General features: G+C 60.4%; 15 protein-coding genes (1 of these 15 running past the window's edge). 3 read left to right on the forward strand and 12 right to left on the reverse strand.

Annotated elements, in window-relative coordinates; genetic code table 11:
• Positions 1 to 152: 152 nt before the first annotated feature.
• Positions 153 to 923, reverse strand: coding sequence for a TerC family protein (locus REH59_RS00510; protein WP_003252940.1), 771 nt, complete (start codon positions 921 to 923; stop codon positions 153 to 155).
• Between the two features lie 69 nt (positions 924 to 992).
• Positions 993 to 2,300 carry a CitMHS family transporter gene (locus REH59_RS00515; RefSeq protein ID WP_010951541.1) on the reverse strand — a complete coding sequence of 436 codons (1,308 nt, stop codon included), beginning with the start codon at positions 2,298 to 2,300 and terminating at the stop codon, positions 993 to 995.
• Positions 2,301 to 2,567: 267 nt separating this feature from the next.
• Here REH59_RS00515 and REH59_RS00520 point away from each other — a divergent pair, with 267 nt between their 5' ends.
• The gene (locus tag REH59_RS00520; protein ID WP_011953166.1) at positions 2,568 to 2,969 is read left to right on the forward strand and encodes a GFA family protein; all 402 of its coding nucleotides are present in this window, start codon (positions 2,568 to 2,570) and stop codon (positions 2,967 to 2,969) included.
• Between the two features lie 38 nt (positions 2,970 to 3,007).
• Here the strand turns inward: REH59_RS00520 and REH59_RS00525 are convergent, their stop codons facing one another.
• From REH59_RS00525 to REH59_RS00570, 10 genes are all read right to left on the reverse strand, one after another.
• On the reverse strand, positions 3,008 to 4,963 hold the full coding sequence (locus REH59_RS00525; RefSeq protein WP_320450377.1) for a DUF4105 domain-containing protein: 1,956 nt from the start codon (positions 4,961 to 4,963) through the stop codon (positions 3,008 to 3,010).
• Entirely contained in the window at positions 4,960 to 5,280 is a 321-nt protein-coding gene (locus tag REH59_RS00530) for a DUF2388 domain-containing protein (RefSeq protein ID WP_003252932.1), read from the reverse strand. The genes REH59_RS00525 and REH59_RS00530 overlap by 4 nt, the downstream gene beginning before the upstream one ends.
• 36 nt (positions 5,281 to 5,316) lie before the next feature.
• Positions 5,317 to 5,610 carry a DUF2388 domain-containing protein gene (locus tag REH59_RS00535; RefSeq protein WP_011953168.1) on the reverse strand — a complete coding sequence of 98 codons (294 nt, stop codon included), beginning with the start codon at positions 5,608 to 5,610 and terminating at the stop codon, positions 5,317 to 5,319.
• Positions 5,611 to 5,699: 89 nt separating this feature from the next.
• Positions 5,700 to 6,017 carry a DUF2388 domain-containing protein gene (locus REH59_RS00540; RefSeq protein WP_011953169.1) on the reverse strand — a complete coding sequence of 106 codons (318 nt, stop codon included), beginning with the start codon at positions 6,015 to 6,017 and terminating at the stop codon, positions 5,700 to 5,702.
• Positions 6,018 to 6,328: 311 nt separating this feature from the next.
• On the reverse strand, positions 6,329 to 6,544 hold the full coding sequence (locus tag REH59_RS00545; protein ID WP_003252924.1) for a DUF1127 domain-containing protein: 216 nt from the start codon (positions 6,542 to 6,544) through the stop codon (positions 6,329 to 6,331).
• Between the two features lie 435 nt (positions 6,545 to 6,979).
• Complete coding sequence (locus tag REH59_RS00550) at positions 6,980 to 8,473, reverse strand: acetyl-CoA hydrolase/transferase family protein (protein WP_003252922.1); 1,494 nt, start codon at positions 8,471 to 8,473, stop codon at positions 6,980 to 6,982.
• A gap of 186 nt (positions 8,474 to 8,659) precedes the next feature.
• Complete coding sequence (locus REH59_RS00555) at positions 8,660 to 10,096, reverse strand: NAD(P)(+) transhydrogenase (Re/Si-specific) subunit beta (RefSeq protein WP_003252919.1); 1,437 nt, start codon at positions 10,094 to 10,096, stop codon at positions 8,660 to 8,662.
• A 2-nt stretch (positions 10,097 to 10,098) separates the two neighbouring features.
• Positions 10,099 to 10,413 (reverse strand): NAD(P) transhydrogenase subunit alpha, encoded by a 315-nt coding sequence (locus REH59_RS00560; protein WP_003252914.1) that lies wholly within the window; start codon positions 10,411 to 10,413, stop codon positions 10,099 to 10,101.
• A gap of 11 nt (positions 10,414 to 10,424) precedes the next feature.
• The gene (locus REH59_RS00565) at positions 10,425 to 11,546 is read right to left on the reverse strand and encodes a Re/Si-specific NAD(P)(+) transhydrogenase subunit alpha (protein WP_003252911.1); all 1,122 of its coding nucleotides are present in this window, start codon (positions 11,544 to 11,546) and stop codon (positions 10,425 to 10,427) included.
• A gap of 419 nt (positions 11,547 to 11,965) precedes the next feature.
• Positions 11,966 to 12,883 carry a LysR family transcriptional regulator gene (locus tag REH59_RS00570; RefSeq protein ID WP_014859329.1) on the reverse strand — a complete coding sequence of 306 codons (918 nt, stop codon included), beginning with the start codon at positions 12,881 to 12,883 and terminating at the stop codon, positions 11,966 to 11,968.
• A 160-nt stretch (positions 12,884 to 13,043) separates the two neighbouring features.
• Between REH59_RS00570 and REH59_RS00575 the strand changes: the two genes are divergently transcribed.
• Both REH59_RS00575 and REH59_RS00580 read left to right on the forward strand, forming a co-directional pair.
• Positions 13,044 to 14,225: an acyl-CoA dehydrogenase gene (locus tag REH59_RS00575; RefSeq protein WP_003252907.1), complete on the forward strand. Its 1,182-nt coding sequence runs from the start codon at positions 13,044 to 13,046 to the stop codon at positions 14,223 to 14,225.
• 13 nt (positions 14,226 to 14,238) lie between these two features.
• On the forward strand, positions 14,239 to 14,836 hold the 5' end (the start) of the coding sequence (locus REH59_RS00580) for a CaiB/BaiF CoA transferase family protein (protein WP_003252904.1). 623 nt of this gene lie beyond the right edge of the window; only the first 598 of its 1,221 coding nucleotides appear in the window; it begins with the start codon at positions 14,239 to 14,241; its stop codon lies beyond the right edge, outside the window.

Here is a 14,836-nt window from a genome sequence, read left to right on the forward strand (position 1 = left end):
TATTTGAAACAGATCTTGAAACGAATGACGGCCTGTCGGGGCTGCTTCGCGGGCAAGCCTCTACAGTGACAACGCGCAGGAAAAAACGTACAGAAAAAAGGCATGAAAAAGGGCCCTGCGAAGGGCCCTTGTTGTGCAGCACTTCCTTGGCCTTATTGACCCGGAATGTCCTTGCGCAGTTTCACCGGTTCATGATCTTTGCCTTCCTTGCGGGCCATGGCGGTGCGCATGCGTATGTTGATGGCTTCCACCCCCAGCGAGAAGGCCATGGCGAAGTAGACATAGCCCTTCGGTACATGCACATCGAACGCTTCAGCGATCAGTACAGTACCGACCACGATCAGGAACGACAGCGCGAGCATCTTCAGCGACGGGTGCTTGTCGATGAAATTGCTGATGGCGCCGGCGCACAGCATCATCACCAGCACGGCCACGACGATGGCGGCGATCATCACCGGTACGTGGGAAACCATGCCCACAGCGGTGATCACCGAGTCCAGCGAGAACACGATGTCGATGATGGCGATCTGGATGATGGTGTAGAAGAACTTGCCACCTGCGCCTTTGGGCTCCTCTGCGTTCTCGTCCTCGCCTTCCAGGCCGTGGTAGATCTCTTGCGAGCTCTTCCACAGCAGGAACAGGCCACCGAAGAACAGGATCAGGTCACGCCCGGAGATGCCTTGGCCAAATACCACGAACAGGTCGGCGGTAAGGCGCATCACCCAGGTAATCGACAGCAGCAGCATGATACGGGTGACCATGGCCAGGGCCAGGCCGAAGATCCGGGTACGTGGCTGCATGTGCTTGGGCATGCGGCTGACCAGAATCGAGATCATGATGATGTTGTCGATACCGAGGACGATCTCAAGCGCGGTAAGGGTGAAAAAGGCAACCCAGATTTCCGGGCTGGTCAGCCATTCCATGTATTTTCCTTCGAGCGGTAATGGCAACGCGCCCCGGTCAGGGCGCGTCGCGTACGTTATACGGATGTATTAAAGACTACTGAACAGCGGGAAAATCCCCATCAGCAGTGCGCCGAGCATTATGCACAGGCATACCAGCACTGCCCACTTGAGCGTGAAGCGCTGATGATCGCCGAACTCGATACCGGCCAGGGCCACCAGCAGGTAGGTGGAGGGTACCAGCGGGCTGAGCAGGTGTACCGGCTGCCCGACGATCGACGCACGGGCCATTTCCACCGGGGTGATGCCATAGTGGCTAGCGGCCTCGGCCAGCACCGGCAGCACGCCGTAGTAGAACGCGTCGTTGGACATGAAGAAGGTGAACGGCATGCTCACGATCGCGGTGATTACGGCCAAGTATGGGCCCAGTGCCTCGGGGATGACCGCCAGCAGGCTCTTGGACATGGCGTCGACCATGCCGGTGCCGGACAGGATGCCGGTGAAGATGCCGGCGGCGAAGATCAGCCCGGTCACGGCCAGTACGCTGCCGGCGTGGGCGGCGATGCGGTCCTTCTGCTGTTGCAGGCACGGGTAGTTGACGATCATGGCGATACTGAAGGCAATCATGAACAGCACTGGCAGCGGCAGCAGGCCGGCGATCAGCGCGACCATCAGGGCGGCGGTCAGGGCACCGTTGAAGTACAGCAGCTTGGGCCGGCGTGCGTCCGGGTACTGCGAGACGGTGATTTCGCTGTGGTCGATGTCGTCGGTAGGCAGATGCAGTTCGCCCAGGCGGGCGCGTTCACGCTTGCCATACATGTAGGCAATGGCCAGGATCGCCAGCACACCGAACAGCATGGCCGGGATCATCGGCACGAAGATGTCTGACGGGTCTACGTGCAGGGCGCTGGCAGCACGCGCGGTCGGCCCACCCCAGGGGGTCATGTTCATCACGCCGCCGGCGAGGATGATCAGGCCGGCCATGATCCGCGGGCTCATGCCCAGGCGGCTGTACATCGGCAGCATGGCGGCGCAGCAGATCATGTAGGTGGTGGCACCGTCACCGTCGAGTGAGACCACCAGGGCCAGTACAGCAGTGCCGACCGAGACTTTCAGCGGATCGCCCTTGACCAGCTTGAGGATCTTGCGAACGGCCGGGTCGAACAGGCCGGAATCGATCATCAGGGCGAAATAGAGGATGGCGAACATCAGCATCACGCCGGTAGGTGCGAGCTTGCTGATGCCCTCTAGCATCATGGGGCCGATCTTGGCGGAAAAACCACCGAACAGGGCGAACAGGATCGGTACCAGAATCAGCGCGATCAAGGCCGAAAGGCGCTTGGTCATGATCAGGTACATGAACGTGATGACCATGGCAAAGCCGAGGAAGGTCAGCATGGCAATACTCCAGGCGTGGCGCGGCGAAAGAACAGTCGATTCGGGCGTATCAGCGCGTAGGGCGCTGTGCGGGGAGCATGCGGAGGGGGACTACGAAAAGGCGGGCACAGGAATACATCAGAATCACCATTGTTGTTGTTGATTGGGCCGGGCGCGGTATTGACCGGGTGCCCTGGCTGACCGGTCTTGTGCCGGTAGTGGGCGCTATCCTAAAAGGGCAAGCTTTCAGCCAGCTTTCGCTGAAGCAAAGGTGACGAGAGGTAGGTGATGCAGGATGTAACCGAAGGTGGCTGCCATTGTGGAGCCCTGCGTTATCGACTGGAGGGCAACCTGACGGACATTGCCCACTGTCATTGTTCGATCTGCAGGCGGGTCAGCGGTGGACTGGTGGTCACCTGGCTTACCCTGCCCCGTTCTGGGTTCCAGTGGTTGACGGGCGAGCCGAACTGCTATGTGGCGCCTGCCAGTTGCAGCCGCTACTTCTGTGGGCAGTGTGGGGCGCATGTGGCGCTGGTGACCACGCATAGCCCGCAGACGATCGATGTGACGGTGGCCACGCTGGATCACCCTGAGCGGGTACGAGCCAACCGGCATATCTGGGTAGGCAGCCGGTTGCCCTGGTTGCATCTGGATGAGGATTTGCCCTCGGAAGATGAGGAGCGCCTGTAGGCGCGGGCTTGCCCGCGAAAGGGCCAGCCCGTCATCCATCACAACTGCAGGCCACCAGCAGCCTTGTGCAACGCCCGCAAGTGCTCGCCGATCTGCTTCACGTTGGCCTCGACCGCTGCAATTTCCTTGGCTCGCGACGGCTCCAGCAGCGCCCTCACCTCTTTGTCCAGGCTGGTGCTCAAGCGCAACAGCTGTGCCTGGCGCTCTCTGCTCACCTGCTCCAGGCGCTTGCGCTCTTCTGGCTGCGGCAGCCCGTAGCCTTTGGAATCGAGCAACTCTGCCGGGCGGCTGAGAAAACCGCTGTTGGCAAGCATTTGCTTGAGCGTGGCATCGGCTTTGTTGATGCTGCCATCCTTCAAGGCTGCGGCATTCAGGTAACGCTGCTTGACCTCGTCCTGGGCCAGCAGAAGCTGCCGGCGCAGGCTGGCCTGCTCAAGCAGAAGCAGTGCCGCGCTGGTGCGCAGGTCAGCCTTGGCGAACCAGCTACGGCGCTGCTCGGCATTGAGGGCCAGCCAGTCTTCAACCAGAGCTTGCTTGATTGGCAATTGCTTTCTCAGCACCTCGAACATGGCCTGGTACCGGTCGCGGTAAGAATCGAAGCGGTAGCCCAGGCGTAACGCTTCGCGCGGGTTATCAAGCACGCTGGTGTCTGCCAGCCCCCTGCCCTTGAGCACGGCCAGCAAACCGTTGGGCATGATGCTGTCCAGGTCGTTGAGGCGTGGATTGGCGGTGCCGCTGCGCAGCAGCTTCAACGACTCCACGGCACAGTTGTTGGACAGGAACCAGTAGTTGCCGTCATAGCTCCAGTGCATCTCGGCGGCCTGGCGCACCAGGTTCTCGATTTCGTCGCGGTTGAGCTTCAAGGGCACCGAGGCCAGGCTGCGCAGCTCGGTCTTGGTGTATTCGTCGATCACCTGGCCCAGCGGAAGCACGAATAGCCGCGACGGGTAGTTGCCGACCAGGCCGTCCCAGCTGGAGAGTTGCACGTCGTTGACGAAGGCGCGGTACGAAAGCACCAGGCTTTGATCAAGGTCCAGGCGGCAGTCTGGGCCGCGTGGTCGGCCCGGCTTGCAGATCACCAGGCGCAGCATGCTGTGCCCCCAGCGGCTGACCAGGTTCTGATTGGCTTCAGCCAGCAGATAGTCCACTTCGTAGACCCGCTCTGGGTCGATTTCACCTAGCGGCTGGCGGGCGAAGTCGCTGCCGGCATTGATGAATGGCAGGCCTTTGGCACAGGTGTCCTGTTGGGGTGCCCAGCCGAAGTGTTCGCGGAGGTACTGATACAGCGCCGGGCGACGGCAGCTGTAGCTCGGGTCGAGGAGGAAATACTCCATGTTGACCGCGATGTATTCCTTGGGGCTGCTCAACTCATAGCTGTCGGGGCTGCGCACGAATTGGCCATTGTGCGGTTCGCGCTCGCCTCGTCGGCCCACGTACTGCTGCCACCCGGCCAGGTCGAGCAGGCGTGGGTCGTCGCTCAGGGTGAAGCGGCGCTCGGCCTGCCCGCGGCATTCTTCCGGCAGGCCGACCTTGCCCAGCGTGCCTTGCTGGCGCTTGCAGCGTGCAATCAGCGAATTTTCGGCGCTGGGCCACAGGCGGGCACGGTCGTAGAGATGGGTGAGCTCGTGCAGCACGGTGGCCAGCAGCTCTTCACGCACCGTGCCATGTGGGCGGTCGGTGCGCTCAGTGGCGGCGCTGCCATCGGTGAGGCTGGGCAGCAAGCGGCGGTTGAGCTCGAGGGTGGATATCAGTGAAGCCTGCCCATAGGCGTCGGCAGGCATGTTGTCGCTCCAGCTGACCCGCACGCGGCGGTCCAGCTGTTGCTTGAAGCGCGGTGGCAGCTTGCCCATGGCCTCGTCGAGCAGGGCTTGGGAGGCTTTTGTTTGTTGTGGGTCGAGGCCGGACGCCTGCAGCTCAAGCTGCAGGTCGGCCAAGGCGGGCGTGCCGAGCAGCGTCAGGGCGCAGCCGAGCAGCCAGGCACGCACGCGCTTCACAGTGCGAGTATGGCTTCAGCCAGCACCTGGTCGCTGGCGCCTCGCGCTTCCGGTACGCGCTCGCGCAGGGTATTGAAGGCTGCCTCGAGTTGGACGCCGCGGATGTCACCGTTGCTGGCGACAAAGCTTGCAGCGTCGTCGTGGGCTTCGCGCACCACTTTGGAGTCGCGGATCGAGGTGGTGGTGTCTGAGGTGAAGTCGATCGAACGGCCAAAGGCACGCACGATGATGTTGCTGGTGGCCACCAGGGTCTGTGCCTGGGCCAGGTCGGCCAGCAGCAGCATGCCGAGGGAAGCGGCAATCAGCGGTTTACGCATGGAGCATCTCCGAAAAATACAGGGAGTCAAATGTAGTTATTGGACGAGAATTGCCTGCGCCAGTTCCAGATCGCCGACGGCGTGCCGTGCGCAATTGTGGCGTAATGATTCAAGGGCGGCTTCCAGGCGTGCACCACGGATCAGGCCGTCGCTGGCAACGAATGCGGCGGCATCGTCGCGGGCCTGTCTGACCAGTTTGCGGTCGAAGGGTGCGGCTGTGACCTGGCTGGTGACATAGCCGGTGATGACCAGGCTTTGTGTGGTCGTATCCATGGCATGGGCGCTGGCCATGCCTGCGGCGGCGAACAGCAACGGCAACAGATAACGCATGAGCTTTCTTGAAGGCTGGAAAAATGAACGGCGAAGCCTACCTCAGGTGCGAGGGCCGAAGCCAACGCACCTGTCTCGCATGGCGTGTATCAGAGTGCCAGGATGGCCTGGGCCAGCTGTGCATCGCTGGCTTGCAGGGCAGGCATGTTCGAACGGATGTGTACAAAGGCGCTTTCCAGTCGGGCGCCGCGGATAGCGCCCTGGGTGCCGACGAAGCTGGCTGCGTCATCGCGGGCTGCCTGGACGATCTTGTCGTCACGGAACGAAGAACTCACGTCGGATGTGGCGTCGGTGGAGGCAGCAACGGCGCCCACTACCGCGTCGGTGGTGACAACGAAACTGGTGGCATTGGCAGTGCCAGCCAGGCCAAGCAGCAGGGCGGCGCCAAGCAGGTGTTTACGGGACATGATCGTGGACTCCTGGGGTAGGGTCAGGTTGGTTCTGCTTTATCGGACGTTTGCAGGGATCGTCACGGTACGTTTCAACAACGGGTTCCAGCAGACGGTTATGCCAAGCGTATCACGCAGTGCTGCGTAGGGATGATAACGAGTGCTACGCCAGGCAACTGTTAAGGCATTTTTTTGTATTTGTAAAACTGTACTGGTCGTGATCTGAAGTGCTCTACAGCGTATCTCTCGGGCAATAAAAAACCCGCTGCAGTTACCTGCAACGGGTTTGGGGAATTCACGGTGCCGGCCGAAGCCGGCAAGCCGGGAGCTTAGCGCCAGAAAGGCTTGCTCAGCTCTTCGTAACGCTGCGACTCGCTGATACCGGCGTCTGCCAGCAGGCGGGAGTCCAGGCGAGCCAGTTGACGACGGCTGGTCATACGGCGCTGCCACAGCAGCAGGGTCGACAATGCGCGCAGCGGCAGCGAGGTGTTGGATTGCTGGGCGTTGCTTTCAAAAACCAGACCGGAACTGAGGGTACGTTCCATGATGCTTCATCCTTCCGCTTATGGCGGCATTAGGTAGTGATTTAACTGATGCCAATGATCCTCCTCTGTCGTCCATAACAGTAGATACAGTTCAGTTGAAAGACGATGGCTCAGTTAACTGTGTAACCCTACTGTTGCACTCGAAATAGGCGCAACTGTACTGGTCCGCACTTCTTTGGTGCGCTTTGATTCGAAGAAGGGGATTTGTCAGTCGGGAAGATCTGAAAACACCAGTACAGTAGAACAGATTATTCTGCTGATGGCGGAAAGGTGTATTGATAGAAGGGTTTGACTGTTATGGGCTATTCGCGAGCTTGCCCGCTCCCATAGAGAAAGTGCTGCCCTTTAGGGTTGCACATCACCTGTGGGAGCGGGCAAGCCCGCGAAGAGGCCGGAACAGCGGAGGCAGGGCCGCCGTTCCGTACCACATCTGGATCAACTAGCCAGCATGCGCCCGGTTTCTTCCAGGTTTTCGTGCCAGCTCAGGGCTTCACGCAGGATGTGCGGGGTATGGCCGCCACGCTGGCAGGCACGGTCGAAGTAGTCGTTCAGCGCAGCGCGGTAGTCTGGGTGCACGCAGTTGTCGATGATCGCTCGCGCCCGCTCGCGCGGCGCCAGGCCACGCAGGTCCGCCAGGCCCTGCTCGGTGACCAGGATGTCCACGTCGTGCTCGGTGTGGTCGACATGGCTGACCATTGGCACCACGCTGGAAATCGCCCCGCCTTTGGCAATCGACTTGGTGACGAACACGGCCAGGTGGGCGTTACGGGCGAAGTCGCCGGAGCCACCGATGCCGTTCATCATCCTGGTGCCACAGACGTGAGTGGAGTTGACGTTGCCGTAGATATCGAACTCCAGTGCGGTGTTGATACCGATGATGCCCAGGCGACGTACCACTTCCGGGTGGTTGGAGATTTCCTGCGGGCGTAGCACCAACTTGTCCTTGTAGCGCTCCAGGTTGCCGAACACATCGGCATTGCGGCGCGTTGACAGGGTGATCGAGCTGCCCGATGCGAAGCTAAGCTTGCCGGCGTCGATCAGGTCGAAGGTGGAGTCCTGCAGCACTTCGGAGTACATGGTCAGGTCTTCGAACGGCGACTCGATCAGGCCGCACATCACCGCATTGGCAATGCTGCCAATGCCGGCTTGCAGCGGGCCGAGCTTGTTGGTCATACGGCCTGCATCCACTTCCTTCTTGAGGAAGTTGATCAGGTGGTCGGCGATGCCCTGTGTTTCATCATCTGGCGGCAGCACAGTGGACGGCGAGTCTGGCTGGTCACTGATGACGATACCGACGATCTTGGCCGGGTCGATCGGGATCGCGGTGCTGCCGATACGGTCGTCTACCTTGACCAGCGGGATTGGCGTGCGAGTCGGACGGTAGGTTGGGATATAGATGTCGTGCAGGCCTTCGAGGTTGGTGTTGTGCGAGAGGTTGATCTCTACAATCACCTGCTTGGCGAAGATCGCGAAGCTGGCCGAGTTGCCCACCGACGTGGTTGGCACGATGTGGCCTTGCTCGGTGATGGCCACGGCTTCGATGACCGCGATGTCCGGCAGCTTCAGCTGCTGGTTGCGCAGTTGCTCGACGGTTTCCGACAGGTGCTGGTCAATGAACATCACCTGGCCGTCATTGATGGCTTTGCGCAGGGTGCTGTCGACCTGGAACGGCATGCGGCGGGCCAACACACCGGCCTCGGTCAGTTGTTTGTCCAGGTCATTGCCCAGGCTGGCGCCGGTCATCAGGCTGATTTTCAGTGGCGATTGCTTGGCACGTTCGGCCAGTGCATGCGGTACGGCCTTGGCTTCGCCGGCGCGGGTGAAGCCGCTCATGCCGACAGTCATGCCGTCCTCGATCAGACCAGCGGCATCAGCCGCACTCATTACCTTGCTGTGCAGGGAGGACAAGCGGATACGATCACGGTACATGGATTGTTATCTCGGGCTACTGAAACTACTGCAGCGCAGTCTAGAGATTTCGCCCATTGCCGTCCCACGACCATGGTCGTATGAGAAGCCTTGTATTTGAGCCGTTGATCCGGATCAATAAAAGAAAAGCCCCGGCAGATTCTGACCGGGGCTTCCTTTATATCAGCTGGTTTGCAGCGGCTGGTGTCACTCCACCGCCTTGACCATGTCCTCGATGACCTTCTTGGCGTCACCGAACACCATCATGGTCTTGTCCAGATAGAACAGTTCGTTGTCCAGGCCGGCATAGCCGCTGGCCATCGAGCGTTTGTTGACGATGATGGTCTTGGCTTTGAACGCCTCGAGGATCGGCATGCCGGCGATTGGCGACTTGGGATCGTTCTTCGCCGCCGGGTTGACCACGTCGTTGGCGCCCAGCACCAGCACCACGTCGGCCTGGCCGAACTCGGCGTTGATGTCTTCCATCTCGAATACCTGATCGTACGGCACTTCAGCCTCGGCCAGCAGTACGTTCATGTGCCCGGGCATGCGGCCCGCCACCGGGTGAATCGCATACTTCACGGTCACGCCGTTGTGGGTCAGCTTCTCGGTCAGCTCTTTCAGTGCGTGTTGTGCGCGGGCCACCGCCAGGCCGTAGCCCGGAACGATGATCACGCTGTCGGCATTGCTGAGCAGGAAGGTGGCATCGTCAGCCGAACCGGACTTCACCGGCCGCTGTTCTTGCGAACCTTGCGCCGCGCCAGTGTCGGTATCGCCACCGAAGCCGCCAAGGATGACGTTGAAGAACGAGCGGTTCATCGCCTTGCACATGATGTACGAGAGGATGGCACCGGACGAACCTACCAAGGAACCGGCGATGATCAGCATCGAGTTGTTCAGCGAGAAGCCGATGCCGGCCGCTGCCCACCCCGAGTAGCTGTTGAGCATCGACACCACCACTGGCATGTCGGCGCCGCCGATCGGAATAATGATCAGCACACCCATGATGAAGGCCAGGACCAGCATCAGGGTGAAGGCACTGTAGTGGCCAGTGAAAGTGAACAGCAGGCCAAGGGCGATGGTGGTCAGGCCAAGGATCAGGTTCAGTTTGTGCTGGCCAGCGAACTGTACCGGTGCGCCTTGGAAGAGGCGGAACTTGTACTTGCCCGACAATTTGCCAAAGGCGATCACCGAACCGGAGAAGGTAATGGCACCGATGGCAGCACCGAGGAACAGCTCCAGGCGGTTGCCGGTGGGGATCGGATCGCTGATGGCAGCCACAATGCCCATCGACTGTGGCTCCAGCACGGCGGCGATGGCAATGAACACCGCGGCGAGGCCGATCATGCTGTGCATGAAAGCGACCAGTTCGGGCATTTTGGTCATTTCGACGCGCTTGGCCATGATCGAACCGGCGGTGCCGCCGACCAGCAGGCCGACGATGACATAGCCGATACCGGCAGTGGCAAGTTCAGCCCCAAGCTTATAAATGAGGCCGACCGTCGTGAGGATGGCGAGACCCATGCCGATCATGCCGAACAGATTGCCGCGCCGCGAGGTAGTCGGGTGCGACAGGCCCTTGAGCGCCTGGATGAAGCACACCGAGGCGACGAGGTAGAGGAGCGTTACCAGATTCATGCTCATGCTTACTTCTTCGCCTCGTTCTTGGTTTTCTTCTTGAACATTTCAAGCATGCGGCGGGTGACCAGGAAGCCACCGAACACGTTGACTGCGGCAAGGGCCACGGCCAGGGTGCCCATCAGCTTGCCGGCCGGGGTCACGGTCAGGGCCGCGGCCAGCATGGCGCCGACGATGACGATTGCCGAGATGGCATTGGTGACCGCCATCAGTGGGGTGTGCAGCGCCGGGGTGACGTTCCACACCACGTGGTAGCCCACATAGATGGCCAGCACGAAAATGATCAGGTTGTAGATGCCGTGGGAAATCAGCATGTCTTCCATTGTCGTGCTCCTTAGCCGTTCTTGCGGACGATCTGACCATCACGGCACATCAGGCAGGCCGCGACGATGTCGTCTTCGAGGTTGATGATCAGCGCGCCATCCTTGTCGAACAGCAGCTTCATGAAGTCCAGCAGGTTGCGTGCATACAGTGCCGAGGCATCGGCACTCACCTGGGCCGGCAGGTTGGTCGGGCCGACGATGGTCACGCCGTTCTCCTGCACCACCTGGTCTGCGACGGTCAGTGGGCAGTTGCCGCCTTGGGCTGCAGCCAGGTCGATGACCACCGAGCCAGGCTTCATCTGCGCCACGGTTTCGGCGCTCAGCAGGGTTGGCGCCTTGCGCCCGGGGATCAGCGCGGTGGTGATGACGATATCGGCCTGCTTGGCGCGCTCGTGCACGGCCTGCGCCTGGCGCTGCATCCAACTGGCCGGCATTGGTCGGGCATAGCCGCCAACACCTTCGGCGCATTCTCGCTCCTCGTCGGTCTCGTAGGGCACGTCGATGAATTTTGCACCCAGTGATTCGATCTGCTCTTTCACCGCCGGGCGAACGTCGGATGCTTCGATCACCGCACCCAGGCGCTTGGCGGTGGCGATAGCCTGCAAGCCGGCAACGCCAGCGCCCAGTACCAGGACGCGTGCGGCCTTAACGGTACCGGCAGCGGTCATCAGCATTGGCATGAAGCGTGGGTAGTGATGGGCTGCCAGCAACACGGCCTTGTAGCCGGCGATGTTGGCCTGCGACGACAGCACGTCCAGGCTCTGCGCCCGCGAGGTTCGCGGCGCGGCTTCCAGGGCGAAGGCGGTAATACCGCGTTCGGCCATCTTGCCGATCAGTTCACCGTTGAAGGGGTTGAGCATGCCCACCAGAAGGCTGCCGCTGTTGATCAGGGCCAGTTCCTGGTCGTTGGGGGCGACCACTTTGAGTACCAATTGGGCGCCGTAGGCATCGGCGGCGCTTCCAAGGGAAGCACCCACGGCTTCATAGGCACTGTCCGGAATGGCGGCGTTGAGCCCTGCCCCCCGTTGAACGGTGACCTGATGGCCCTGGCCAATCAGTTTCTTGATGGTTTCGGGGGTCGCAGCGACCCTTGTCTCACCGGTCTGCGTCTCGAGAGGAACACCAATGTGCACGACTATTTCTCCTGCGGTGACCTTTTGTCTTTGTAGAAGCCAGCACACTTCGGATGGTGTGCTGGGGCGGCTGTGGAGCGCCAACCCGCCGGATCCCGGGCGGGGCGAAGCATTTTGCAGACGAACCCGAAGGCCTTCAACCGGTTCTGAAGCGAAACGAAGTCAAAACTACAAGTCACCCTGTGACCGCTTGTCGCAGCAATAGGGTTGCAGCCCCTCAAACATGCGCCATTGGCAGATTAGGAGAAAAAATCAAAAAAAAAGCGGCCAATTCGCTTACGACTAGTTGGATGTCGCAAAATAACCCGCAAAGCCGCGTACTGAGCACGGTTAAAGGGTGTTTTTATGCTTGCGTTACAGTTTGCGAATATGCGACATATACATATATCTGTAGGTGTTTAAAATAATTGACTACATGGTCAATTTGTCGCGCTTGCCCCTGATCTATTCAGGTAGGCCTGAGCCTGGCTTACCAGCCAGTCGCGAAAGGCGCGTAGCGACGCCGACTCCACCTTGCGCTCTGGAATCATCAGATAGTAGGCCTTGTCGCTACTCAGGGCATGCCTGTTAGCGACCACCAGCCTTCCCTCCTCCAACTCCCGCTGGATCAGGAACGGTGGTATCAGGGCAATGCCCATGTCGTGCATGGCCGCCTGGGCGAGCATCGAGAATAGTTCATAGCGCGGGCCTGTCATGTCGCGCTCCACATTCATGCCCACACTGCCGAACCATTGCCGCCAGGCATACGGGCGCGTGCTCTGCTGCAGCAGTGGTAGCTGCGCGATGCGGCGTGCCTCGAGCATGCCCTGGCCGTTCAGCAGTGCCGGGCTGCACACGGGTACTGGGTTTTCACCCATCAGTTGGTGCGACTGGGTGCCTGACCAGTCCGCATCACCAAAATAGATGGCGGCATCGAAGGTAGTGTCGGCGAACAGGAATGGCCGGGTGCGGTTGGTGAGGTTGACTGTGACCTCCGGGTGGCGCTGCTGGAAGTCCTTGAGCCGTGGTAGCAGCCATTGAGTGCCAAACGTCGGCACTACCGCCAGCTCGATCACATTGGCGCCTTGCTGGCGCATGACCGACAAGGTATCGCGCTCCACGGCGTCCAGTTGGGCCGCCACCTGGCGACTGTAGGACAGGCCGGCTTCGGTCAGCCTTACGCCGCGGCGCGAGCGACGGAACAGTTCCACATTAAGGAAGGCTTCCAGGCCACCGATCTGCCGACAGACGGCACCCTGGGTCAGCGCGAGTTCCTGGGCAGCCTTGGTAAAGCTCTCGTTACGGGCTGCCGCCTCGAAGCAAATCAGGGCGGCGGTACTGGGGATCTTACGGCGCATGTACGTCAACCTCACTTGTAAGGCTGTCAATAAGGCGTTTTGCCGATTTACGGAGTGACAAAATATCACTAATTGGTGCGCAATCCTCGTTTGTCCCGGCGGCCGATCAGGCCTAGGCTCAAAGGCACAAGAAACTGACCCCTATTTCGAGGATTCGCTCATGGCCGGTAAAGCAAGCTTCAACTGGATCGACCCGTTGCTGCTGGATCAGCAGCTCACTGAAGAAGAGCGCATGGTGCGTGACAGCGCTTATCAGTTCGCCCAGGACAAGCTGGCCCCGCGTGTGCTTGAGGCCTTCCGCCATGAGCAGACCGATCCGGCGATCTTCCGCGAGATGGGTGAAGTAGGCCTGTTGGGTGCAACCATTCCCGAGCAATACGGTGGCAGTGGCCTGAATTATGTGTGCTATGGCCTTATTGCTCGCGAAGTGGAACGTATCGACTCAGGTTACCGCTCGATGATGAGTGTGCAGTCGTCGCTGGTGATGGTGCCGATCAACGAATTTGGCACCGAAGCTCAAAAGCAGAAGTACCTCCCCAAGTTGGCCAGTGGCGAGTGGATCGGTTGCTTCGGTCTGACCGAGCCTAACCATGGCTCCGATCCTGGTTCGATGATTACGCGCGCGAGGAAGGTCGACGGTGGCTACCGGCTGACCGGCAGTAAAATGTGGATCACCAACAGTCCCATCGCCGATGTGTTCGTGGTGTGGGCCAAGGATGATGCGGGCGATATTCGTGGCTTCGTACTGGAAAAAGGCTGGCAAGGCCTCAGTGCCCCGGCAATCCATGGCAAGGTTGGCCTGCGCGCGTCGATCACTGGTGAAATCGTCATGGACAATGTGTTCGTGCCAGAAGAGAACATCTTCCCGGACGTGCGTGGCCTCAAGGGCCCGTTCACCTGCCTGAACTCGGCTCGCTATGGTATTTCGTGGGGTGCGCTGGGTGCCGCTGAAGCCTGCTGGCACACCGCTCGCCAGTACACCCTGGACCGTCAGCAGTTTGGTCGTCCACTGGCCGCCAACCAGTTGATTCAGAAGAAGCTTGCCGACATGCAGACAGAAATCACCCTGGCGCTGCAGGGCTGCCTGCGTCTGGGTCGCATGAAGGATGAAGGGACGGCTGCGGTGGAAATCACTTCCATCATGAAGCGCAATTCCTGCGGCAAGGCGCTGGATATCGCCCGTATGGCGCGTGACATGCTGGGCGGCAACGGCATCTCCGACGAGTTTGGTGTGGCCCGCCATCTGGTTAACCTGGAGGTGGTCAACACCTATGAAGGTACCCATGATGTGCATGCACTTATCCTGGGTCGTGCGCAGACCGGTATCCAGGCGTTCTATTGATAAGGAGCAAGCCATGGGCGCGCTATCACATCTGCGGGTGCTAGACCTTTCGCGCGTGTTGGCCGGCCCGTGGTCTGGTCAGATTTTGGCTGACCTTGGCGCCGACGTGATCAAGGTCGAGCGCCCTGGCAGTGGCGACGATACCCGCTCATGGGGGCCGCCTTTTCTCAAGGATGCCGAAGGTGAGGACACCAGTGAGGCGGCCTATTACCTGTCGGCCAACCGCAACAAGCGCTCAGTGACCATCGACTTTACCCAGCCGGAGGGACAGCGGCTGGTGCGTGAACTGGCGGCGAAGTGCGATATCGTCATAGAGAACTTCAAGGTAGGTGGGCTGGCAGCGTATGGCCTGGACTACCAGAGCCTGAAGGCGATAAACCCGCAGCTCATCTATTGCTCCATTACCGGCTTCGGTCAGACCGGGCCCTATGCCAAGCGCGCTGGCTATGACTTCATGATCCAGGGGTTGGGTGGGCTGATGAGCCTGACTGGTCGTCCGGAGGGTGAAGAGGGCGCCGGGCCGGTCAAGGTGGGGGTGGCGCTTACCGACATTCTGACCGGGTTGTATTCCACGGTCGCCATGCTGGCTGCTCTCGCCCACCGGGATCAGG

The sequence above is a fragment of the Pseudomonas sp. BO3-4 genome, from assembly GCF_034044115.1.
GTDB lineage: Bacteria > Pseudomonadota > Gammaproteobacteria > Pseudomonadales > Pseudomonadaceae > Aquipseudomonas > Aquipseudomonas alloputida.